The sequence below is a fragment of the Sphingomonas sp. CCH5-D11 genome, from assembly GCF_001557395.1.
Lineage (GTDB): Bacteria > Pseudomonadota > Alphaproteobacteria > Sphingomonadales > Sphingomonadaceae > Sphingomonas.
In genome coordinates this window covers 44,230-66,502 of record NZ_LSKH01000244.1, presented here as the reverse complement: position 1 = coordinate 66,502, position 22,273 = coordinate 44,230, and the positions used below count along the sequence as shown (strand labels likewise).

Annotated in this window: 21 protein-coding genes, 2 tRNA genes and 1 pseudogene; 10 read left to right on the top strand and 14 right to left on the bottom strand. The window is 62.4% G+C overall.

The features are described from left to right. Positions 1-207 precede the first annotated feature (207 nt). Positions 208-1,887 carry an energy-dependent translational throttle protein EttA gene (gene ettA, locus AX702_RS15445; protein ID WP_066781040.1) on the bottom strand — a complete coding sequence of 560 codons (1,680 nt, stop codon included), beginning with the start codon at positions 1,885-1,887 and terminating at the stop codon, positions 208-210. 106 nt (positions 1,888-1,993) lie between these two features. Here ettA and AX702_RS15440 point away from each other — a divergent pair, with 106 nt between their 5' ends. The 5 genes from AX702_RS15440 (at position 1,994) to AX702_RS15420 (ending at position 6,240) form a co-directional block, all read left to right on the top strand. After that, positions 1,994-3,400, top strand: coding sequence for a M20/M25/M40 family metallo-hydrolase (locus tag AX702_RS15440; RefSeq protein ID WP_066781093.1), 1,407 nt, complete (start codon positions 1,994-1,996; stop codon positions 3,398-3,400). 129 nt (positions 3,401-3,529) lie between these two features. Next, a complete protein-coding gene (locus AX702_RS15435) occupies positions 3,530-3,796 on the top strand; it encodes a hypothetical protein (RefSeq protein WP_066781039.1) in 267 nt (88 codons plus the stop codon). Between the two features lie 142 nt (positions 3,797-3,938). After that, positions 3,939-4,011: transfer RNA gene (locus AX702_RS15430), tRNA-Ile, on the top strand. A 51-nt stretch (positions 4,012-4,062) separates the two neighbouring features. After that, a tRNA-Pro gene (locus tag AX702_RS15425) sits at positions 4,063-4,139 on the top strand. Positions 4,140-4,236: 97 nt separating this feature from the next. Next, on the top strand, positions 4,237-6,240 hold the full coding sequence (locus AX702_RS15420; RefSeq protein ID WP_156455527.1) for a hypothetical protein: 2,004 nt from the start codon (positions 4,237-4,239) through the stop codon (positions 6,238-6,240). Positions 6,241-6,311: 71 nt separating this feature from the next. On the opposite strand, the gene AX702_RS15415 is transcribed toward AX702_RS15420, so the two are convergent. The 6 genes from AX702_RS15415 to AX702_RS15390 all read right to left on the bottom strand — a co-directional run bounded on the left by AX702_RS15415 (position 6,312) and on the right by AX702_RS15390 (position 11,374). Continuing rightward, positions 6,312-6,806, bottom strand: coding sequence for a hypothetical protein (locus AX702_RS15415; RefSeq protein ID WP_066781033.1), 495 nt, complete (start codon positions 6,804-6,806; stop codon positions 6,312-6,314). A gap of 105 nt (positions 6,807-6,911) precedes the next feature. Then, positions 6,912-7,547 (bottom strand): hypothetical protein, encoded by a 636-nt coding sequence (locus AX702_RS15410; RefSeq protein WP_066781031.1) that lies wholly within the window; start codon positions 7,545-7,547, stop codon positions 6,912-6,914. Continuing rightward, the gene (locus AX702_RS15405) at positions 7,547-8,077 is read right to left on the bottom strand and encodes a hypothetical protein (RefSeq protein WP_156455526.1); all 531 of its coding nucleotides are present in this window, start codon (positions 8,075-8,077) and stop codon (positions 7,547-7,549) included. Before AX702_RS15405 ends, AX702_RS15410 begins: the two co-directional genes overlap by 1 nt. 158 nt (positions 8,078-8,235) lie before the next feature. Next, positions 8,236-10,344, bottom strand: coding sequence for a relaxase/mobilization nuclease domain-containing protein (locus tag AX702_RS15400; protein ID WP_066781025.1), 2,109 nt, complete (start codon positions 10,342-10,344; stop codon positions 8,236-8,238). Then, entirely contained in the window at positions 10,341-10,709 is a 369-nt protein-coding gene (locus AX702_RS15395; protein WP_066781024.1) for a plasmid mobilization protein, read from the bottom strand. Before AX702_RS15395 ends, AX702_RS15400 begins: the two co-directional genes overlap by 4 nt. Before the next feature lie 296 nt (positions 10,710-11,005). Then, entirely contained in the window at positions 11,006-11,374 is a 369-nt protein-coding gene (locus AX702_RS15390) for a hypothetical protein (protein ID WP_066781023.1), read from the bottom strand. 70 nt (positions 11,375-11,444) lie between these two features. On the opposite strand from AX702_RS15390, the gene AX702_RS22645 reads away from it, so the two are divergent. After that, complete coding sequence (locus AX702_RS22645; RefSeq protein WP_197420640.1) at positions 11,445-11,888, top strand: hypothetical protein; 444 nt, start codon at positions 11,445-11,447, stop codon at positions 11,886-11,888. Here AX702_RS22645 and AX702_RS24295 read toward each other — a convergent pair. The 3 genes and pseudogenes from AX702_RS24295 to AX702_RS15375 form a co-directional block, all read right to left on the bottom strand. Beyond that, the gene (locus tag AX702_RS24295; RefSeq protein ID WP_197420638.1) at positions 11,815-12,033 is read right to left on the bottom strand and encodes an integrase core domain-containing protein; all 219 of its coding nucleotides are present in this window, start codon (positions 12,031-12,033) and stop codon (positions 11,815-11,817) included. The two genes, AX702_RS22645 and AX702_RS24295, sit on opposite strands and share 74 nt — an antisense overlap. A gap of 411 nt (positions 12,034-12,444) precedes the next feature. Continuing rightward, complete coding sequence (locus tag AX702_RS22640) at positions 12,445-12,726, bottom strand: IS3 family transposase (RefSeq protein ID WP_231731882.1); 282 nt, start codon at positions 12,724-12,726, stop codon at positions 12,445-12,447. A gap of 283 nt (positions 12,727-13,009) precedes the next feature. Continuing rightward, a pseudogene (locus AX702_RS15375) lies at positions 13,010-13,600 on the bottom strand (integrase core domain-containing protein); the annotation flags it as partial. Positions 13,601-13,739: 139 nt separating this feature from the next. On the opposite strand from AX702_RS15375, the gene AX702_RS15370 reads away from it, so the two are divergent. From AX702_RS15370 to AX702_RS22145, 4 genes are read left to right on the top strand one after another with little or no spacing between them, the layout of a single operon-like run. Continuing rightward, entirely contained in the window at positions 13,740-14,741 is a 1,002-nt protein-coding gene (locus tag AX702_RS15370; RefSeq protein WP_066781019.1) for an NAD-dependent epimerase/dehydratase family protein, read from the top strand. Between the two features lie 11 nt (positions 14,742-14,752). Then, positions 14,753-16,225: a lipopolysaccharide biosynthesis protein gene (locus AX702_RS15365; RefSeq protein WP_066781017.1), complete on the top strand. Its 1,473-nt coding sequence runs from the start codon at positions 14,753-14,755 to the stop codon at positions 16,223-16,225. Then, complete coding sequence (locus AX702_RS21720) at positions 16,222-17,304, top strand: glycosyltransferase family 4 protein (protein ID WP_082746303.1); 1,083 nt, start codon at positions 16,222-16,224, stop codon at positions 17,302-17,304. Before AX702_RS15365 ends, AX702_RS21720 begins: the two co-directional genes overlap by 4 nt. Beyond that, positions 17,279-18,073, top strand: coding sequence for a hypothetical protein (locus AX702_RS22145; protein WP_156455523.1), 795 nt, complete (start codon positions 17,279-17,281; stop codon positions 18,071-18,073). The genes AX702_RS21720 and AX702_RS22145 overlap by 26 nt, the downstream gene beginning before the upstream one ends. Here the strand turns inward: AX702_RS22145 and AX702_RS15350 are convergent. The 4 genes from AX702_RS15350 to AX702_RS15335 are packed head-to-tail and all read right to left on the bottom strand — an operon-like array spanning position 18,070 to position 22,218. Further along, positions 18,070-19,161: a glycosyltransferase gene (locus AX702_RS15350; RefSeq protein ID WP_066781013.1), complete on the bottom strand. Its 1,092-nt coding sequence runs from the start codon at positions 19,159-19,161 to the stop codon at positions 18,070-18,072. The two genes, AX702_RS22145 and AX702_RS15350, sit on opposite strands and share 4 nt — an antisense overlap. Beyond that, complete coding sequence (locus AX702_RS15345; protein ID WP_066781012.1) at positions 19,158-20,288, bottom strand: glycosyltransferase family 4 protein; 1,131 nt, start codon at positions 20,286-20,288, stop codon at positions 19,158-19,160. Before AX702_RS15345 ends, AX702_RS15350 begins: the two co-directional genes overlap by 4 nt. A 35-nt stretch (positions 20,289-20,323) precedes the next feature. Next, entirely contained in the window at positions 20,324-20,839 is a 516-nt protein-coding gene (locus AX702_RS23480; RefSeq protein ID WP_156455522.1) for an acyltransferase, read from the bottom strand. Beyond that, positions 20,836-22,218, bottom strand: coding sequence for an O-antigen ligase family protein (locus AX702_RS15335; protein WP_156455521.1), 1,383 nt, complete (start codon positions 22,216-22,218; stop codon positions 20,836-20,838). Before AX702_RS15335 ends, AX702_RS23480 begins: the two co-directional genes overlap by 4 nt. Between the last annotated feature and the right edge of the window lie 55 nt (positions 22,219-22,273).

Sequence of the window (22,273 nt, the reverse complement as noted above, 5' to 3'; positions counted from 1 at the left end):
GGGCCCAGCTGGGGAACCTCAGCAGGAGCAAGTTGCGCTTAGTTGCTGCGACCTTCCCAACTGGGCCCCGGCGTCCGCCGGGGAGGCCGCTCTGCATCAGGATGAGTGGACCAACTTTAATGAAGAGGCCCGCCGCGGCATCAGCCGGGCGGGCCTTTTCCTTGATCCACCGTCACCCCGGCCAGCCAGGGTGACGATCAGGCCGGATCAGCGCGTCAGCTTCTTGTAGGCCAGGCGCGTCGGGCGGTCTGCCGCGTCGCCCATGCGGCGGCGCTTGTCCTCCTCATACGCCTCGAAATTGCCCTCGAACCATTCGACGTGGCTGTTGCCCTCGAACGCCAGAATGTGCGTGCACAGGCGATCAAGGAAGAAGCGATCGTGGCTGATCACCACGGCGCAGCCCGCGAAGCTCTCCAATGCCTCTTCCAAGGCACGCAGCGTTTCCACGTCCAAGTCGTTGGTCGGTTCGTCGAGCAGCAGGACGTTGCCGCCCTCCTTCAGCATCTTGGCGATGTGCACGCGGTTGCGCTCACCACCGGACAGCTGGCCGACCTTCTTCTGCTGGTCCTGGCCCTTGAAGTTGAACGCGCCGACATAAGCGCGCGTGCCCAGCTCCTGCTTGCCGAAGCGGAAGATGTCGAGGCCGTCGGAGATTTCCTCCCAGACGTTCTTGTTCGGATCCAGCGCGTCGCGGCTCTGGTCGACATAGCCGAGTTTTACCGTCTGGCCGACCTCGATCGTGCCGCCATCGGGCTGTTCCTGCCCGGTGATCAGCTTGAACAGGGTCGACTTGCCGGCGCCGTTCGGGCCGATGACGCCAACGATGCCGCCCGGCGGGAGCATGAAGTCGAGATCCTCGAACAACAGCTTGTCGCCATAGGCCTTAGTCAGCCCCTTGGCCTCGATCACCTTGCCGCCGAGGCGCTCGGGAATCTGGATCAGGATCTGCGCCTTGCCGATCGCGCGGTTTTCCTGCTTCTCCACCAGCTCGTCAAAGGCGCGGATACGCGCCTTGCTCTTGGTCTGCCGCGCCTTGGGCGTTTGGCGCATCCAGGCGAGTTCGTCCGCGATCGCCTTCTGGCGGCCGGCCTCCTCGCGCTCTTCCTGCTCCAGCCGCTTGGCCTTCTTCTCCAGATAGCCGGAGTAGTTCGACTCGTAGGTGTAATAACGCCCGCGATCCAGCTCGAGCACCCAGTTCACGACATTGTCGAGGAAGTAACGGTCGTGGGTAACGAGGATGACGTTGCCGGTATATTCCTTCAGGAAGTTCTCCAGCCAGCTCACGCTTTCGGCGTCGAGGTGGTTGGTCGGCTCGTCGAGCAGCAGGATGTCCGGCTTTTCCAGCAGCAAGCGGACCAGCGCCACGCGGCGCTTCTCACCGCCCGACAGGTTCGTGACCGGAGAATCGGACGGTGGGCAGCGCATCGCCTCCATCGCCTGCTCCAGCTGCGAATCGAGGCTCCAGCCGTCGGCCGCATCGATCTTCGCCTGAAGATCGCCCATCTCCTCCATCAGCGCGTCGAAATCGGTGTCGTCCTTGGGATCGCCCATTTCGGCCGAGATCGCGTTGAACCGATCGATCATGCCAACGATCGGGCCCGCACCCATGCGCACATTCTCGATCACCGTCTTGTCCGGATCGAGCTGCGGCTCCTGCGGCAGATAGCCGACCTTGACGCCTTCCGCGGCCCAGGCCTCGCCCTGATATTCGGTGTCGATCCCGCCCATGATCTTCATCAGCGTCGACTTGCCCGACCCGTTCGGGCCGATGATCGCGATCTTCGCGCCCGGCAGGAACTGCAGGTGAATGTTGTTGAGCACCGGCTTGTTGGCGCCCGGGAAGGTCTTGGTCAGACCCTTCATGACGTAGGTATACTGGACGGCCATGGGTCGCCTGTCGCTCCGTAGACTGGAATGGCTGAGAATTGTGGGCGGGCATGTAATGATGCGACAGGCCGTTGGCAAACTTGGCGCGGCAACTTACGCGAGCTTCATGATCAGCCGCCTCGCCCTCGCCGCCGCCCTTCTCGCCACTTCAGCGCCCGCCCTGGCCCAGCGCGCCGCACCGCCGGCGCCCGTGCGGGTGGATCCGCAGGTCGCCGCCCTGCGCGATGCCGCGCTGAAGGACGACGTGGCCTATGACATTGTCGAGGGCATGACGACGGAGGTGGGCCAGCGCCTCGCCGGAACGGAGGCGGAGGCGCGCGCGCGGGTCTGGAGCGCCGCAAAGCTGAAGGCACTTGGCTTCAAGAACGTCCGCATCGAAACCTATCGCATGCCCGTATGGGTGCGCGGAGAGGAGCGCGGCGAGATCGTGGCGCCTGTTCCGCAGAAGCTTCATCTCGCGGCGCTCGGCAATTCCGGCGCCACAGCCGCAACTGGCCTAGAGGCCGATGTCGTGATCTTCGCGAGCTATAGCGATCTCGCCGCCGCGCCGGACGGCAGCCTTGCGGGCAAGATCGCCTATGTCGGCAATGCGATGATGAAGACGCAGGACGGCTCAAGCTATGGCCAGGCCGGCGTCGCCCGCTTCGCCGGCCCAGCCCTCGCCGCCAGGAAGGGCGCGGCCGCCATCGTGATCCGCTCGATCGGGACGGATACGCATCGTCTGCCGCACACCGGCACGACCAATTTCCCCGAAGGCACCACGGCCATTCCCGCCGCCGCTCTGTCGGTGCCCGATGCCAAGCTGATCGAGGCCCTGGCGAAACGTGGCAAGCCGATCCGCATGAAGCTGCTGCTGACGCCCCGCCAGGTAGGTGAGCAGGAATCCGGCAATGTCATAGCCGAAGTCCCGGGCAGCGATCCGAACGCCGGCATTGTCCTTGTCGGTGGCCATCTCGACAGCTGGGATCTCGCGACTGGCGCGATTGACGACGCCAGCGGCGTGGCGATCACCGCCGCCGCGGCGAAGCGGATCCTCGACAGCGGCAAGCGCCCGCGCCGCACCATCCGCGTGGTCTGGTTCGGCGCGGAGGAAGTCGGCGGCTTTGGCGGGCGCGATTATGCCGCGAAGCACGGTCAGGAGCGCCACGCCCTTGCCGCCGAAAGCGATTTCGGCGCGGACAAGGTCTGGCGGCTGGGCGTGACTTTGCCCGATACGGCCAAGCCGGTGGGCGACCGTCTCGCGGCGGCGCTGGCGCCGCTCGGGATCGTGCGCGGCAATGGGCAGGGCGGCAGCGGCGCCGACATCGGGCCCACCGTGGCGCTTGGCGTCGCCGGCGTTGACCTGAACCAGTCCGGCCTCGACTATTTCGATACGCACCACACCCCCGATGACACGCTTGACCGGGTCGATCCCGAGAATCTGCGCCAGAATGTCGCCGCGTGGACGGCGATGCTGACCGTTGTGGCCAATGCGCCGGAGGAAATCGGGCCGGTTGCGCGGCAAAAACGCTGAAACGGTTCGTCGCGAACCTTGCTGTGAGATGAATTTCCGATTGACCCACCGGATTGGTGCGGTATTTGCCGGGGCTCGCGACGGCAAACGGGTCGGCCGCGAAACGAATTAATGCTTGGGAGCATTCGAATGAAGAAGATCGTTCTGATCGCTGCCGCCGCCGGCCTGATGTCCGTGGCTGCTTGCTCGAAGTCGCCGGAGGCCGCCGCGGTCGAGAACAACGCCGACATGATGGCCGACAACATGGAAATGATGGCGGACAACCTGGAGGATCTGGCTGACAACTCGGCGAATGCCGTTGCTGCCGAGGGCCTCGAGAACGCTGCCGACAACATGGAAGACGCTGCGGACAACGTCCGTGACGTCGCCGAAGAGCGTGCAGACAACCTCCAGTAAGGCGGTTGCGGGCTGAATAGGCCCGTTCTTCTGAAGAAACAGGCGCTCCTGCCATTGGCGGGGGCGCCTTTTCTTTTCCAACAGTTCCCGCGCGATTGGCATTGCCGGCAACGCCCGCAGCTTATAGTCAGTCGCGACGCGGGGGCCTGTAGCTCAACGGTTAGAGCTGGCCGCTCATAACGGCTAGGTTGCGGGTTCGAGTCCTGCCGGGCCCACCGCGTCTTCACTTGCGCAAGGCCGCAACAACGCCTAGCGAACGCGAGCGTCGGGGAGTGGCGCAGTCTGGTAGCGCGCCTGCTTTGGGAGCAGGATGTCGCAGGTTCGAATCCTGTCTCCCCGACCATCCGCATCTAAGTCTCTGATTTCGTGTCTTAACGACGGCGATCAGGGACGGTTGTACCCCCGACTGTACCCCTCGCTGTACCCCCTGGGGTGGCGAAATGGGTTTTTCGAACGTGGCGCTGCGCGGCAGCAGCTACTGGTGGCGGAAGAAAATGACGGTCGCCGGCGTGCAGTTAACGCTGGCGTTACCGATCGGCCCAATGAGCTACAAAGACGCGCGGGTTATTGCCTTGCGCCTAGGTTCAGCCGCAGAAGCATTGCGCATGGGATATGGTCAGTCGTCGTCGGGCGTCAGCCCCGACCAGCTCAAGAAGGTGTTCAGCGACGCCCTGCGCTGGCAATTGCAGCGCATCCTTGAGGATCAGGGCGGCAGCCAAACTCCTGCGGGTGATCACGCCACGATGAACTCGCTTCACGCTGAGGCATGGAGCTTCCTGTCCAGACACGGGATTGCGGCGAAATGGACACTCGACGAGTATGACCGCTTGGTCGACTCGGGGTGGAGCCCTGCCAGTGCGAAGTCGATTGGCGACCTAGTGTTCAATCTCCAGACCGGGGTGCCTGTCTCGCACGTCCAGACGGATGCCTACGTCAACACCTTCGGCATCGCGGCGACAGACGGCAATTTGGATAAGATGCGGCGAACGGTGTGCGCCGCCAATGCTGCTGCTTGTCGCGAGGCAACCGCGCACCTGTCGTTGGACGCGGATGTCGCCGCCGACTGGATTGACGACGCGTTGATGGATGACGCGCCGTTCGCGTGGGAGACGCCGTCAGCGCCTGCCGAGCCATCCCGGCGCCTTGTGGCAATGGCGACCAATGCGTCAGAACCAGCACATACGTCCCCCATCCCTGATCCGGTCAAGCCGAAGAAGCTTCTGCTTGATGCCACCGAGGAGTGCATCGCCGCCTATCAGCGGGAGAAGGCGTGGAGCGCGGATACAATGAAGCAGGTGCGCACTGCCATTCGCCTCTTCGACTTCGCCTGCGGCGGAGACGTGCACATCGAGGATGTCGAGCAGCGGCACGTCTCCGCGTTCACCGAGCTCTGCCAAAGCCTACCGAACCGCTGGGGGCGGACGAAGGCGGAACGGGCGGGTGGCATCGCTGCCAGCCTTGAACGCGCGACGACCATGCCGGCCGATGAACTCGGGACGTCGCAGGATACCATCAACAAGCACATCACGTGGATAACGTCCGTCCTTAAACACGCTGCGGGCGCAACCGAGGCGGAAGGTCATCGCCCTGCCCAGCCGATCACGTTCGAGACCGCTCGTCAGGGTGTGGGCAAGAAGAACCGCAAAGCGCGAAAGCGAGATCGCGACAGGCGCATCAACTGGACCAAGGAGGAGGTACGGCTGCTCTTATCCGCACCCATGTGGACGGGATCTGCCGGTATCGACAAGCGCTTCAAAGCTGGCGACCAGATCATCCACGACGCCTGGTACTGGTTGCCGTTGATGCTACCGCTCTATGGTGGCCGCAGTTCGGAGCTGGCTGGATTGGCGCTGACCGAGGTTCACGAAGACGAGCCGATCCCGTATTTTCAAATCGATTATACCGAAGACCGCGCGCTCAAGAACGTCCAATCGGTTCGCAAGCTGCCGATCCATCCCGAACTTATCCGCTTGGGCTTCATCGAGTACATTCGGGAGATTCGTGCGGCCAATTGCAAAATGCTTTTTCCCGAAATGGACTCGCCTAACGCGAAAACCTTCGCCAGCACCTTCTACAAGAGCATCTTTGAGCCGTGGCGAACATGGGCGTTCCCGGAAGGAACATCGGCGCGCCGCCGGGTGCGTGGCGCTTGGAAGGACAAGGACGTCCACAGCTTCCGTGGAACTGCAACGTCGATGCTAAAGGGTGTGGTTCAGGACAGTGTGCGCTGTGACATCTTCGGCCATGAGGGCGACACGGAAACGGCTCGCACTTACGACGAAGAGGCGGAACTCTCGATCAAGCTGGACGCGCTGAAATTCACCACACCCTTCACGCAACACATAAGCGCGAACCTGCCGATACGGATCAGGCCGAAGGACCGGCTCCGCCATGGCGTGCGCGCGCCAAGACAGAAGAGTCGGCTCGGGCGACCGGAGGGCTGACGCTCCCTCTGGCATCAATGCGGAATGCCCGACTAGTTGAGGCGGCCGACATAGGCCGGCCGCCCCTATGCTCACGCGGCCAGCGCCAATTCGTTGATCTCGACCTGCCCGGTGACATCCACCCCCCGTTCCACAAGGCGCCGGAGCCGCGTTTCGGCCCGAGCGATCCCCTCGTCCGTATCGGCCGGCTTCTTGTCCACGTGGATGATCTCGCCCGGCGCGAGACGGAAGCTGCCGCGCACATGCGGCTGCGGCAGGATCACCGCGCGCGACCCCGTGCGCGGCAACCACAAGCGGCAATCGACCTGCGACCAGCAGATGTTGCCCCGCGCGACGATGATCGAAAGGTCGGTCATGCGGACGCTGTCGCCCGTCTCCTCGAACCCGAGGTGCAGCATGTCGACGTTCGTCTGCTTGGCGATTTGGCCAAGCTGGACACGCGCCGATAGATCGAGCGCACTGCCAGCGAGGATCGCCACTGACGGCTTCAGACGGCGGCTGCCGAGCAACATCGAGGAAACGGCGACGACGTGGGCGCGGATGATGTCGTTGTGATCGTTGGTCATTGGGCTTCTTCCATTTTCGTCCCCACCATCGGGGACACCTTCACCCACCCTCCCCTTCGCCCCCGGCAGGTGGCGGGAGCCGTCACGCGGCTCCCGCCGTGCGCGTCAGCGCTCGCGGAAGCGCGGCGCCCAGGTGTCGTGAAATGCCTGCCACTCCTGCTGGAACCTGGCCTGCGCATCCTTGGCGGTGAGATCCCGGTGCAGTTCCGCCCATCCCGACGCCCGGTGAACCCGCGCGAGCACGATGCAATGGGCATGCGGGCGCCGCGCCGACAGCTCGTCGCCCGGGCTGTGCACCACGGTCATGCTGGTCAGCCGCCGCTCCAACGCGAGGTGCTGAAGCGCATAGGCACCCACCAGCGACAGGATGTCGGCTGCCTGCCAATCGTGCGCGAAGCGCATCGTCAGTACGACCGCCAACAGCTTCTGGTGCGGCTTGATCTTCGCGTCATAGCTGTGGAAGATCTGCTCGAGCGCGTCCGGCTCGAGCGCCACGCCGGGCGCCGGCACCACCCGGCTGGTCGTGCAGGTGATCGGCCACAGGCCATCCGGTCTCCATGCGGCGTCAGCAGGCCGGCTAGGTTGCAGCTTGGCCCGCGCCAGGTCAGCGGTGACGTTGCGCTTCCCCTTTGCCTTGGGACGAAGCAGCGCAAGGCCGAAGTCGGGCATGGAGCCGAGCGGATCGTCATAGAGCATGGTGTCCACGGCGGCCGGGCTGATCCACGGAAGAGGAGCGCCCATCACAGCTCCCCCCACACGGCGGCGAGATAGGCATCGCCTCGCAGCAGCCCCGCGGCGAAACCATGGTCGCTGTAGGTCGGCGGCTCGATCTTGGCGCGGAGCCGTCCCCCATCCAGCCGGTAGAAGACCTCGACTTCCTCGGCCTCGGCGGGATCGGCCACCAACCACGGCTCGTTGTAGCGCGACAGCCACAAACGGCGACCGTGATGCCAGTGGTTGCCGTCGCGCCGCCAGTGCCCCACCGCGCAGTACAGCGTCCGCGTGCCTTCGGTCGACGCCTTGACGACAAGCGCATCACAGCGTGCTTCGCGCATGGCCCGCCCGACCAGCCGCAGATCGCCGCAAGACGGCTCGATCGACGGGACCAGCAACAGCTCGGCCTGCGTGACATGGAGGTAATTGCGAAATCCGGGCGGCAGAAGCAGCGAGGACGATCTGTCGATTGTCCAAGCAGCCAAATCCGCGAGGGCGACCGCGCCGGAGAGCACGCGCGCCTGGGCGAGCTCGTGCTCGCGGGTTACGATAAACATGGGAGGTCCTTCATCTGCGCCTGGGGCGGCGGGCTGCACGCCGCCCCCGCGCACGATCATTTCGCCTTTACGGCACAGCCGCAGGCTTACTCCAAACGCTTCACGGCCGGCGCGGCCGTTCCCTTGTCCTCGTATTCGAGGCTTGCCACGTGTCGCGGTCAGCGCTCCTGTCCGTTCTTGCCGCGCACCAACGGCGTTGCGCCGGTGCCCGGCCCTTTCGGTTTCGTGATCGCGACGCCATCGCGCCTGCTCTCGCCCTCGGCGAGCGCATAAATTCCACCGCGGCGCGCCGCGGGAGCGCTTGTTCGATCCCCTGTGTTCGACGGCGATCTCGCAGCAGAGCTCGGCGTCGGGCCTGGTCGCGTGGCCGCTTCGACCTGCTTCTCCGCTTGCGCATCCGTCACACCGTCCATCAGCCGATCGCGCACGCCGAGCGTATCGGCGATGCGGTAGATACGCTCCATCACCTCCGGCGAGGCGCGCACTACAATTGGCCCACCGGTACGCATCAGCGACAGCTTGAGCGCCGCCCGAAGCGCCTCGTCGCTGTCAATCTTGACCGAGATGCGCGGCCCTCTTTCGACGAACGCGGGCGGTTCGTGGCGACGTGCATAACGGACACCGTCGGGCATAAGCTGCGGATAAAAACCGTCGATCGGCTCCTGAAGGTCGATGCGTGGCGATGCTGACGATCCGTGCTCGAGGATCACGTTCTGCTCGAACCGCCGAGGCGCACCCGACGTGCGAGGGCCGCCAATCTCGGCTAGATCCATCGCGACACTTGAGGACTGCGAAACGCCATCATTCCCGCGCTCAAGGTCGCGCAGCTGCCGGATCCCGGTCGGCCTCACTTTGATCGTTGATAGCGCTCGGGCCGATGACAGCGCCGGGATCATCGCCAACCCCGGTACGCGTTGCAACGATGTCGTCGCACCATCGACAGTGTCCGCGATCTTAGCCCAGTTGGCGTGCATCGCGGCGACCAGACGCTGCACCTTTCGCCTCCATGTCGCGAACGACGGCATGCGTTTGCGCGCCAAGAGGGCTAGCTCAATTCGACGACGATCATGCAACAGGTCGAGCTGCGGCCGACGAACGGTTTCGTCATAGCGAGTGTAGAAGGGGCGACGCTGATCGGCCTCCAACTGCTCCGCTTCCACTCGACGCCGCGCCATCAACCGGCTGCGAAGCTCTCGCTCATCGAGCTTATAGCGCTGCTCGATGGCAGCGCGTTCGCGCGCCTTTCGCGCTTCCTCGGCGGCGTGATGCTCCCGCTCTTCTTCGTAGCGTATTTGCTGCCGGGTGCGCTCATGCGCTGCTGGCGTCGGTGACACCGTACGGCGCTCCCACCAGTCCGCGAACGCTGGCGTTTCGGGATCGCGCCGCTTGTCGAGCGCTGACATGCCATATTTAACCGTTCCGGTATCGAACGCCGATGCAGCAACGGCGTTCTGCTCATTGGCGAGATCGTGGACGACGACGCCGCGCAGGCGCGGACCGCTTTTCGATGGTGCAAAAGCGGGACGCACGCCGAGGCCAAGGGTCGCAAGGCTTCTCTCGCGCTGATTCCAATCGGGCGCGTCAAGCGCGGCACGAACCTGCACTGCGCGATCAGCCAACCTGTCTCCGACCCGTTCGAGACGATGCTGCTGCTGACGATCGGGCGCTGGCGCCTTGTCCCTTTTGCCCGCCTCGCGCGCTGCACGGGCATTTTCGGCCGTCGCCAATTGTCGCAAGCCATGCTGCTTTTCGAAGTCGCGGCAGAGGTGCTGCAATCGAAGCAGGGCGTGGGCATCGTATGATTTCGATTTGAACTCACCCGGCGCCATCTGAACGATCTGGTCGACCGACAATGCACGCGGACCGAGTTCGGGAAACGACGCATCTGCGACGCGGAAGTGCAGCTTCGGCGTATTCCCGGTGTTGGCGCTTACAGCGCACCAGAATACGTGAATGTGATCGTACGGCTTGTCACGGTGCCGAACGACGACACGGTGGTGACCGGTCATCCCGAACTCCGCTTCCGCCTCGTCGACCAACTGGAGCCACAAGGCATTGGTTAGCTTCCCGTCTTCGATTGCGGCGGAGAACGTGACGTGCTTGACCGGCTTTTTGCAGCGGCTGCTCAGCCTGGCGATCATCTCCATCTGCGCGATGTGACTGTCGAGCGGCACGCCCAATGGTTCGAGCACATCGTGGGCGCGGTCCTCTACTAGGTAGCGTTTCAGCCCCGCGAAGTCGCTTCCGGCCATGACCTTCGGGATCATCGCCAGTTCTCCATCTGGCTCCTGATCGCAACGATCGCGTCATGCGCATGACGGAAGTCGGCCTCGGCCTTCTGGAGCTGCGACAACGTGCCCGAGGCAGCCGGATCGTCACCGCGGGCGCGGAGTTCGTGGATCGAACGGGCAATCTGGTTGAGGTTGTTGCCGACGGCCGCGATCTGCCGGGTCAGTTCGCGCGTCGGTATGATCCGGCTGTGATCGTAGGCGATCAGGCGACGCAGCACGTCGGCCTTGTCGCAGCCCGATGCCGCGGCAATCTCCTCCAACCGCTGTGCTTCCTCGGGCGACCAGCGGATGGTGTACATCTGCTGACGCTGGCGCGTTTCGCTGCCACGTTGTCCCGGCATTTCGTCCTCCTCGGGCGAACGGCACGAAGGGGTCCGGGATGTCCCCGGCGAGGTAGGCCTGCGATGCCGTTCTGCGACAAAGCGACAGCGCCAGAGCAGGACGGCCCAAACCGCCCGCAGGGCGGCGCGGTATTCGCTGGCCAGCCCTCGCTACCTGCTTCCTTCTTTCCGTTCTGCTGCTTCCTGCACGGGTGCGACGCTGGAGCGTCGCAAACCCGGCGGCTTATGTTTCGACCTGTTGGTGCGGGCGGCCATCGCACGCGACCGTACATGGCCACCCGCACCTGTAGCGAAGGCTAAGCGCCGTCCGTCACCTGCTCAGCGCCCCGCTTGCGGCGTCGCGGCGGCACGACGACACCGGTTTCGACTGCCGCCGCAGCGCGGCGTGCCTTACGGATGCCATTGAACGCCGACCGGAGCTGACGCTCACTTGCGCCAATTTTTCCCAGCCACTCCGTGACCTTGTCGTTGCGCAGCAGCTGGTTGATCGAGACGACCTCGCCATCGTTCATCAGCCCCTCTACGAAGGCGCTGACGAGATGGATGGGCGACGCGGCCTTGTACTGGCGCGCAAGTTCCTCACCGAACTCGCGCGCGACCTTCATCGTATAGAAGGCCGGTTCCCTGGCGTCGCCCGCAGCGGGCGACACGCTGTCCTTGTCCATGATAATTCTCCCGTGATCAGATCTGGTCGATGCACGACCAGGATCACGGAGCGGCCCACGCCTCCGGCGGATGGCGATCGAACGACACGATCGGCCGCGCGCGGCGGCGAATATCGAACTCGGTTCGCACGTGAGACAGCGCGTGAGTGCAGCGGACGATCGCGCGCTCGAACAGCACCAACACGACGCCGAGCAGCGTTGCGATACTGGATCGAAGGGCGGACAGGACGGCGCTCACGATCGAAAGGATGGAACGATTATTCAGGTTGAGCAAGCGCGAACTTACGCTCTGACCTGGTGGAGAAAAGCGAGCATCGAAGCATATTCGTCACGCTGTATAATCGACTTGGCTATCAAGCCCAACCCACAGCACCGCTATGTCTGCGCGCGCAAAGCCTTGAACAGCACCCTCACATCCTGGCTCGTGTTGCGCCAAGGCGTCAGGGAATACGTCGGCGCGAAACAGAAAAATGCCGCCGTTCCATACATAGTTGCCGCTGTTGTCCCCCCCTAAAATGCCTGACGGCCTTGCGGGTCTGCGTGATGTACTCGCGGGGTGAGCGGTAGCCCAGCGCCTTATGAGGGTGGACCTCGTTGTAGTGGGTCAGCCAAGTCGGCAGCTGCTCGATGACGATACGTGCGTCGGGCGTTGAATTCACGCGCACTTAGTCGCGCTTGAGCGTGCGGACGAAGGCCTCTGCCATGCCGTTCGACTGCGGGCTGCTGACCGGGATGGTGCGCGGGACGAGGCCGATGTCGCGCACGAAGCCCCTGGTATCGCCGGCGAAGTAGGGACTGCCGTTGTCGGTGAGCCTTCGATCGGCTCGGACAGGCGGTTCACGGGTCCGAAGCGGTGCTCGACGGTGGCGACCATCAGGTAGCGGACGTCCTCGGCAGTGATGCCGCCAGTAGTGGCGACGTACCCCATCGCGTCCCGGTCGCAGCAGTCGAGCGCAAAGGCGTCGCGCACCTTCTCGCCATTGTCGCAGCCGACTTTGAGCGCGTCGAAGAACCAGCGGGGTCTTGCGCCGGTCGACCGAAACGCGGCCATCATGGCGCCGCTCCTCACCCTAACCGCTGTGAGATTGGAGCAGCAGGCCATGAGCCTTCATTACGCGGTAGACGCGCTTGGGTTTGGTTGCTGCGCGCCCAGTCTGCTGAGCTTGGCGGCGCAGCAGGGCATGGATGCGCCGATAGCCATAGGTCGGCAGAGCGGCGCCGAGCACGTGGACGTCGGCGACCAGCTCGGCGTCGGGCAGTGGCGGTCGCCCCCGCTGCCTGGGCGGCGGTCGGTTGTGCATAGTCGACAGGTGCTGGCGACTGATGCCGAGGGCGTCGGCAATCGCGGTCACTGGCCGTCTCCTGACAACGAGGTCGAGCGCAACAGCAGCTTTTTGCGCCGCTTGGTACGTGATCCCGGTGCCGTCCCGGTCATCCCTGGCCGACGTAACCGCAAACGGATTATCAGATACGACAAGCAGCGGTACGCCGGCCGGCACCTCATCGAGAACGCCTTCTCCCGCCTCAAGAAATTCCGGCGCGTCGCCACCCGCTACAACAAGCGCCCCGCGAACTTCCTCTCAGGCGTTGCCCTCGCCACAGCCCTGGCGTTCTGGCTCTTGATGAGTCTGGGCCCTAGGTGTTCAGTCCCGGCATCTGGTGGATCGGGTCGACGATGAACCGGTCTGGCTCTGAAGTCCAGATCTTGGCCATGTATTCGTAGGGTGTGAGGCCGCTGAGCGTCTTGAGCCGGCGGGCAAAGTTGTAGGCGGCCATGAAGTCGGCGAGGTGCGTCCGGAGCTGGTCGTGGCTCTCGTAGTGGAAGCGTTTGACCGTCGCCTCCTTGATGGTGCGGTTCATCCGTTCGACCTGACCGTTCGTCCACGGGTGGTTCGGCTTGGTGAGCCGGTGTTCGATGTCGTTTGCCTCGCAGATCATGTCGAAGCGCATCTGGCGCGACCAGGCGGTGTTCCGGTTGCGCGGCTGCTCGGCGAACTGAATGCCATTATCGGTCAGGATCGTGTGTATCCGGTAGGGCACGGCTTTCAGCAGGTGTTCGAGGAACTCCCACGCTGTTCGCCGGTCCGCCTTGTCGACCAGCTGGGTGACCGCGAACTTGCTGGTGCGGTCTATGCCAACGAACAGATAGAGCTTGCCTTCGGCAGTCTGCACCTCGGCGATATCGATGTGGAAGAAACCAATCGGATAACGCTTGAAGCGCTGACGCTTGAAGATACCACATCGAACATGACTCCGCTGCTGCGCAGAAGATCGGTTGCCATTGCCTTGAAATCTTCTTACGCGGCTTCACCAATCGGGCAAGCGGCATGGAGGCGTAGCCGATAATGCTAAGTGGATTAATGACATGATTTTACTTGTGACCGGCGCTGCAGGCTTTATCGGGGCGCATGTCTGCCGCCGTCTGCTCGATCACGATCATACCGTCATTGGTCTAGATAATTATGAGCCCTATTATGACATCATGCTGAAACACGCACGCACTGCGTGGATCGGCGAGCACCCGAACGCTGCTGCTTTCTCAATGCTGAACCTCGACTTGTCTGACAATACGGCATTGGATGCGGCTCTTAAGACAATCGAGATCGACGGCATCGTCCATCTCGCTGCGCAGGCCGGCGTGCGCTACTCGCTGGAGAACCCACGGGCTTACATCCGCGCCAATGTGGCAGGCCACCTAAACATGCTTGAACTGGCACGCCATCGCTCTGTACGACATATGGTCTACGCCTCGTCTTCATCTGTTTACGGAGGCAACAGGACGGTGCCGTTCAAACTTGAGGATCGCACTGATCACCCTGTCTCGCTTTATGCCGCGACTAAGCGGTCTGACGAACTGATGAGCGAGACCTATTCCCACCTCTACCGCATTCCACAAACGGGACTGCGCTTCTTCACTGTCTACGGTCCATGGGGACGACCGGATATGGCGGTGTGGCTGTTCACGCAGGCCATCTTAAGTGGCAAGCCGATCCGCATCTTCAACCAGGGCGAGATGATGCGCGATTTCACCTATATCGATGATATCGTGACTGGCATCGTTGGTACGCTAGTCAATCCGCCGAAAGACGACGGGTTGATCAAACCTGGTGGCAGCATTTCCCCGCACAACCTCTACAACATCGGCAATAGCCGCGCGGAGAAACTAGAAACACTGATTCAGACGATCGAGCGGACCTGCGGGCGCGAGGCGGTGCGCGACTATCAGCCGATGCAGCCGGGCGACGTGGTGCGCACGTTCGCCGACGTGACTGACCTGCAACGCGACGTAGGGTTTGAGCCTTCTACTGCAATCGAAGCGGGCATCCCCGCCTTCGTGGAGTGGTATCGCGGCTACACCGGGCAGTAAGGCCGGAGGCAATGAGCAGCGCACGCATTAACAGCTATATCACTGCGGGTGGTCTGCTGCTGCAGCAGGTGCTAGGCTTTCTTAGCGGCATCTACGTCGCTAAGCTGTTAGGCCCGGAAGACTATGGGCAAGTCTCTGTCCTGCGCAACTTGCTGCAGCTCATTATGATTGTTACCCCGCTAGGGCTCGATCTTGCGATATTTAAAATTTTACCTGCATTTGATCACGATCCTTCGGTTAAGAAGATACATTTCCAGCGCTTCCGGCTAATAGCGCTTTTGACGGGGGTAGGAAGCACGTTGATCGGTAGCGGCATCATCGGCCCTCTACTTCACTCGAACGTTTATAGTTACCAAGGATTCGAGGCAGCCTTTGCGCTGACACTGGTGGCGGTGCCCTTTGCGACCGATCTAGTGCTATTGACTGCCTGGTATCGGGTGGAAGGGCGGATCGTGCCTATCATGCTCATCACCTATTATGTCCAACCCATCGTACGTACCGGGCTCAACATTCTGGCGGTCTGGCTGGGGTATGGCGTCATAGGCGTAGTGGTGGGCACGACGATTGCTTATGCGTTCGCTGCCCTCGTGGCGCTCAGCTATCGGGCGATTAGGGCGCGGCTAGCGACGACCCATGCGCCTGCGAGTACATCTGTGCCGAACTGGCGCGAAAGCTGGGGGCTGTTCCTAGGCGCGCCGGGGATGGCGCTCAACCTATTCGTCTACAACGTTATGCGATCGGCGGATTTGATCATCGTGGCGGCAATTGTACCCACGTGGGCAGTAGGCGAATATGCGGTTGTCTCTAACATTTCCCAGTTAGTGCCGGTGGCGGCGCTCTCCCTTAGCCAAACGCTGGGGCCCGCGATCGCTCGATACCATCAGGCGGGTGACACCATCGGTATCCAGCGCGACATGAATCATTATATCCGCTGGGCGAGCATTGTCAGCAGCTTTGTGTTTGGCGGAATTGCCGCGTTTGGGGCCCATTTGGACGTGCTGTTCGGCGAGGAGTACCAGCCGCGCGGTGCGATCCTAATCCTGCTCCCGCTTGGCTACCTGCTCAGCGCAACGCTAGCACCGACTGGCTATGCTCTTACCATGTGTGGCAAAGCACTGACGGAGTTGCGGATCCTGGCGATCTCCGCCGCAGTGTTGATTTTCATGTGTATCGGCCTAGCGCAAACATATAGCGTAGTGGGGGCGGGAGTGGCGGTGCTGCTGGTGTTCGCGGGTGGAAATGTCGCGCGGTTGATCGCAGTTAACCGATCGCTGGGTATCACACTGGGCCGATCGTTCGACCTAGTCCCCCCGGTGCTTGCACTCGCGCTGGGCAATGTCGCGAATTTAGCCGTCGTGCCTATAAAACCAAATTTTGGCCAGTTGCTGATCGGCTGCGTTGTTTATGCTGCTGCCTATAGCGGAATTATGACGACGCTGGTGAAAGGGCAGCGCTTCATCGCCCGACCGAGTACGTCGACGTGACGACCCAGCGCGTCGCAATCGTCGCTCCCCATTTCGCCGAATATAGCGAGCGACTGGCCGCCGGACTGGCGGCACACGTAGAAGTACTGCTGCTACTCAACAGTCATGATCGCGCGAAGCATATCGATCGTCTGATCGCAAGTGAAGCGCGCGTTAGAGCGCTGCCAATGGACCGGCGACACGAGCATTGGTTTGCAACGCCGCTGATCGCATACCAACTATTGGCGTTCCGCCCAGATGTGATTATTTTTCAGGAAGGGGTTCGCCCATTTTTGAAGCCGCTAATGTGGTTGGCGGGGCGGATCGCCCGCACCGTGCTAATCGTCCACGATCCTGAACCGCACAGTGGTGCAGACAGTGAGGCGTACCGACTGCACGGCCCCTTCCGTCGTTGGCTTCGGGAGCATGCCTCAGCGCTTGTAGTGCATGGCAATTCTTGCGTCGCCCGCATGGTGGCTCTTGGCTTTGATCGCGCACGTATTATTGCCATGCATCACGGCGTGCTGATGCTGCCTACAGCCGAACGGCGCCCGTCGCCCGAGCCTGGCCGCATTCTGATGTTCGGCCGAATGGAAGCATACAAAGGCGTCGAGGTGCTACTGGACGCGGCGGAGCAAATGGCGGCGCAAGGCGCGGGCTTTCGCCTGATCGTTGCCGGACGCGGGCCGGAGCAGGCAAGGCTGGCAGATCGCATCGCGGCGTTGCCAATGGTGGAGGCTATCGATCGTTATCTCGCGCCAGAAGAGTTGGAAGACCAGCTGGCTCGCGCTAGCTTCGTCGTCGCACCCTATGTAGACGCCACGCAGAGCGGGGTGCTAGCGTCCACCTTCGGTAATGGCCGTCCGGCGGTAGCGAGCGATGTAGGCGGGCTGGGCGACGTTGTGCGTCCGGAGCATAACGGCTTGCTGGTGCCGCCCGGCGACGCCACGGCACTGGCAGAGGCAATGCTGTCTCTGCTGCGCGATCCGGCACTGGTGGCGCGGCTAGCGACGGGCGCAAAAGCCGATGCCGCAACCGCGCTGGACTGGACGCATATCGCGAAAGGGCTGCTGGATGATCTGGACCGCTCCCAAGCTTAGCGCTGCTGCCGTCGCACTTGCGCTCCCGGCGCCCGCGCTATCAAACGATCCACCCGCTTTTCGCGCATCAATCTGCGGCGCAGTGGGCAAGAGCGGCACCAAGCCGCCATCCAGTCGCGACATGGCTGGCACGTCGGAGTTGATTCCTAACGGCGCTCTTCAGCGCAACGGCAAGCCCATGCGCTGGGCTTTGCACCCCCGCTTAGGTCGGGGAAACCATCCGCGTGCCGGCTGGACGGCCGTGATACCCTGGGGGCAGATATACGTGGGTCAAGGAGCGCCCCTCGTACGCAACATCCGCATCGCCATCCGCAACCTACGTCTATACGTTCGCCCTAAAGTGAACGGCAAATGGTGCCGAGTAAAGGCGACGGACGCGATCAAAGGTGCCTTCTTCTGGGAGGATTTTCGCGACGACACAAGCGTAAGGGGCGACCAGCGCGCCGAGCCGGGCGGCGGTCTATCGTTTGTGCCAATCTATGGTCGCAACTTTCATTTTTTCTGGGCTCAGCGCCAGCCGTTGCCGACCGGTGGCGTGGCGGGCGTTTACAGCGAGTTCGAGGCCCGAGTAGAGCGCGATAATCCCGCGGGTCAGGATAACCGAACAAAGGCGCTTTTTACCGGCAGCGCTGGCGTAGACTACTGGGCCAACATATCTGCGACGACGGGCCACGTCGGTACTAATAATGAGGATGCGGGCATCGGTCGCTTTAAGCAGCTTACCCCGCATTGGCGCCGTTTTACCATGTCTACAGCAGCGGCGCCTTAACCTCGGGGCGCGATTAAGCAATACAGATCCCGGTACCGGCCGACCATCGCCTCACGGCTGAATGACACGCGAATTGCCGTTTGACCTGCACGGCCCAGTGTGTCGCGTAAGCCGACGTCGTCAAGAAGGCGGGTTATCGCAACGGCTATTGCTTGCGGATCGGCGGGGGGCACGAGCACGCCGCAGCGATGATCGCCTACGAGCTCGCGATTGCCGCCATCGTCAGTGGCGATGACGGGTTTGCCGTAGGATAGAAATTCAGTAAGCGCGTTGGAAATTCCCTCGCCGTGGTCGCCCACCGCGGTCGCTAGCACGCCGAGGGTCAGGACGGAGATAATCGTTTCTACGTCGCTGCGCCGGCCCAGTACGCGGATGCGGGGATTGTGGGCGAAGCGCGCTTGCCAATCCAAAAGCGTCGGCCCATCGCCGACTGCAACGAACGTCACGTCGTCGCGCACCGCCAGCACGCGCTCCGCGGCAGCAAAGAAGGTAGGATGATCCTTGTGGCTGCCGAATCGCGCCACCATGCCCACAGCATGCAACGTCTCAATACCCAGCGATTTTCTGAAAGCGGCATCGCCCTGCCGCGCATTGCGAGAGGCATCAAAGCCGTTGTAGATCACATGCGCATTCGGACCCGTTGCACGATAGGCGATCAGCCCAGCTTTGGAGTTGGCGACGGTAGCGGCGGCGAAACGCTCAGCTATCTTTCCGTGCCAAAAGCGTTTGTCAAACGACGAGAGGCGCGAGGGCGCATCGCGGATATGGCCACATACCAATGGTAGCCGGCCAAAGTCCGAGGCGGGCACAGCATAAAGCGAGCACATAGTGCCCCAGCTGTGCAGCACATCCGGTCGCATCATTTTCACGAAATTGCGCGTGCGCAGGATCAAACCTACATCCCATCGTGAGCGACGGGGCAAGCGGTGCACGCGATCTGCGATGTCGGTCACATCATATTGGACGTCATTCGACAAGACAAGGACGTGCGCGTCCACCCCGGTCCGTAGACTTCCTCGCACTAGCTCTAGCAGCTGCCGCTCCTTACCGCCCGACTTCAGAGTCTCGACGATATGAAGAACATTCATGCGCGAACCAAACCTTCAGATGCAAGAAATTGAATGAAGAGTTCAGATAATATTCGGGGGTCGTGCGCGGTCAACACATGTCGATGACACGTTTCAGACAACGCGGCGTAGCGTTCCGCCGGCAAATCAACAATCCGGCGGATGGCAGAGACTAGCAGGGCGTTGTCGTCCGCCGCTTCGCCCAAACCGTGTGCCGCGATAAGCCCGTCGGGATCAACGCGCGCCGGAACAACTGTCGGCGTGCCGGCGCCCCATGCCTCTAGGAAGGTGTTTGAGAACCCCTCGTAATGAGATGTGCTGAGCAGCAGCAGCGCCTGCCCCAAAAAGTCCGGCACTTCTGTGCGGCGCAGGTATCCACGTAATGTGACATTGGGCAGCGTCTTCAGCCGATCTAGCGCTGACAGTGTCTCGGCGTCCCGCATCCTCTCCTCCGGCTTCCCGCCAATATGGAACGACACATCAGGCAGGGCTGCCGCGATCTCCGCCAACAGCGGCAGGTTCTTCTGCGGCTGAAATACGCCGAGCCATGCCACATAGCCCCGCGACGCCCGGGACGCGATCAAGTTGGTGCGCGGTTGAAAGGGGTTGTGCAGTACAAGCGCCGGCTTGTTTGGAAAACGCCTTTGTACGCCCGCCAGCTGTGTACCGTTTTGCGCCACGATAGCGTCGGCGCGTGACAGGCCAAGCCCGAAGAAAAAAGCTTGGCCCCGACCAAGACGGGTGCGCACCCGATCATCCAAATCGATATCGTTGGCGCAGCGATAAACAAAGGGGCGGCGTAGCAGGCGTGAGAGCAACCACATAAGCCCCGTGTTCACGCCAGCCACCGCCTGCACCAGCACGTCCGGGCGGAAGCGTGCTCCGGCGAGGAACATGCGCGGAAGAAACTTGAACAGATAAGTGCCACCCGGCAACGCCCCGCGCGGCGCGTAGACGCGTAGCAGCGTCGCCTCACCGCTCCTCTCGCTCGCAGCGGAAGCGGTCTCCGTCGTCAAGATTGCGGTCTGCACGCCGATCGCGCGAAAGCCAGCTAACCAAGCGCGCAACTCCACTGCCCAGCCACCAACCGGAAAATCAGCGTCGTCGAACAGGTGCTGGATGGTGAAATCGATAAACAGCAGCTTCAATGGGCGACTCCGTCGGCGAGGCAATTGGGTAGTGACTAGATCAAGGGCGAGTGCATATCCGGCTGAAGTGCCGCCATTACTTTCTGCCGGAACTTGGCGATCCCGGTCAATTCCGCTTCGGCCGGATAGCCGGTAAGCACTTTTTCGCGATAGTCGTTAAACCGACCAATTATGCGCGCGGGGTTACCCGCCACAATTGCTCCGTCTGGCACCGATCTAGTTACAACCGCTCCGGCGCCTACCACGCAGTTCCGGCCAATTGAAACGCCCGGCATAAGGATTGCGCGGGCACCAATAAAGGAGTCATCGCCCACCGTGACGCGACGATAGATGTAGCGGCGTCCTCGGTTATCGCGCACCAGCCAGGCAGCGCCGTCATGCGTCAGGAAGAGGACGTCGAGCGAAATCGTTACACGATCGCCTATTTCGACCAGAAAAGGTTCGCTGCCGAAGTTGGAGGAAAGGATGCGACAGCCGTCGCCGATCCTTACGCCGAGCCGCCGACCATAGCGCTCGTGGCCAAGCACGATGCGGATCAGGCGACCGATCATGCGTCGTGTATCCGCAGCGCTAGCTGTTCTCCCGGAGAACTAGTATCCGCCATCTCGTTCGGCTGAGGTGTCCAGCGGCGCGCCCTCTGGCGCAGAAAGATGGATGCGCTGGGCAAGCAGACAGTGCAGATAAGCGCCGCCCATGTGATGGCGCCCCAACCGCCAACAAGGCGGGTAGCGCTCACGTCGCCACCGGCCATCACCACTGATCCAAGCAGGATCATGAAGAGGCTGGCGGTCGCCCGTCGGTCGCGCGGAGTACTCGTCCAAGGTTGGATCGATGCGCGCCATAAGCACGCAACAAGCAAAAGCGCGAACAGCAGCAAGCCAATTATGCCCGTTTCCACCAATGCCTCAATATAGCCGCTGTGCGCATGGCGGGCAGCCACACCGTGCGTTCTAATTAGAAGCGGTTGAAGAATCTGGCTAGTACCTGCCACATAGCCGTGCCCCGTCAGCCACGCGCCTTGCCACAAATCAAGTGCGGTTCCCCAGATCGGGGTGCGGCCGTTTAACTTAGTATCCCGCCCCAAAAAGTCGAGCGCCGTTAGCACGACCGAGCTCGTCGCCATTACGGTGACGATCGCCGCCAGCGTTATCCAGGTTAGGGCTGCGCGAATGCGCGAAGGCGTACCCGCGAACAATATCGCTGCCACCCCCATCGCCATCAATCCAACCCAGGCGTTGGCGGATCGCGCTAGGACGAGGCAGGAGAGCGCAGCTGCAATTCCACCTGCCTTAATGATTGAGGGCATTGTCCACAGCGGCCAGGATCGAACCATCACCATAAGACCGATCGCGGCGGTGCCACCAAGGCCGTTCTTCTCCACGAACAGTCCCCGCCACGCGCCCGCCTGATCCTGCGACCAGCTGTCGTACGTGCTCATCACGCCGATCGACGGCATGCCAATCGCCAGCAGTGCTGAGGCAACGAGCGCTGCCGCCAGCACATTGAGCAGCACGTTGACGATACGGCTAGCAGACAATCCGTTACACAGCACGGCCAGAGACGTGCAGACGGCCGCCATGTCGATCGCCGCGCGTGCAGTGACCGCGCGATCCACGGTCCACAGCGTAGTGGCGACGAGATAGAGTACATAGACCAGCAATACCGCCGCACGGCCGGTGCGTGGTGGTCTCGCACCGAACAGCAGCGCTAACGCTAAGATGCTCGCCGTCACGAGCGAACGCACAGGATAAAGGAGGGCGGCTGCTGGCGTCTCCTGCCCTAGCCGGTCGCTGTAAAGGAAAGGGCCAAAGCCGATGAACCCGGCCAGCGGAACCTGTACGAAGAGCATCGTTTCTAGCAGCGTTGCTAGCTTTGGCCCACCCCGACCGTATCTCGGCTGCCTTACGGAAACCTGCACCTGTGCTGTCACAGCAAATCCTTGGCTGCTGACCGTCCGGTCCCAATTCGGGCTTGCGTATACCGCG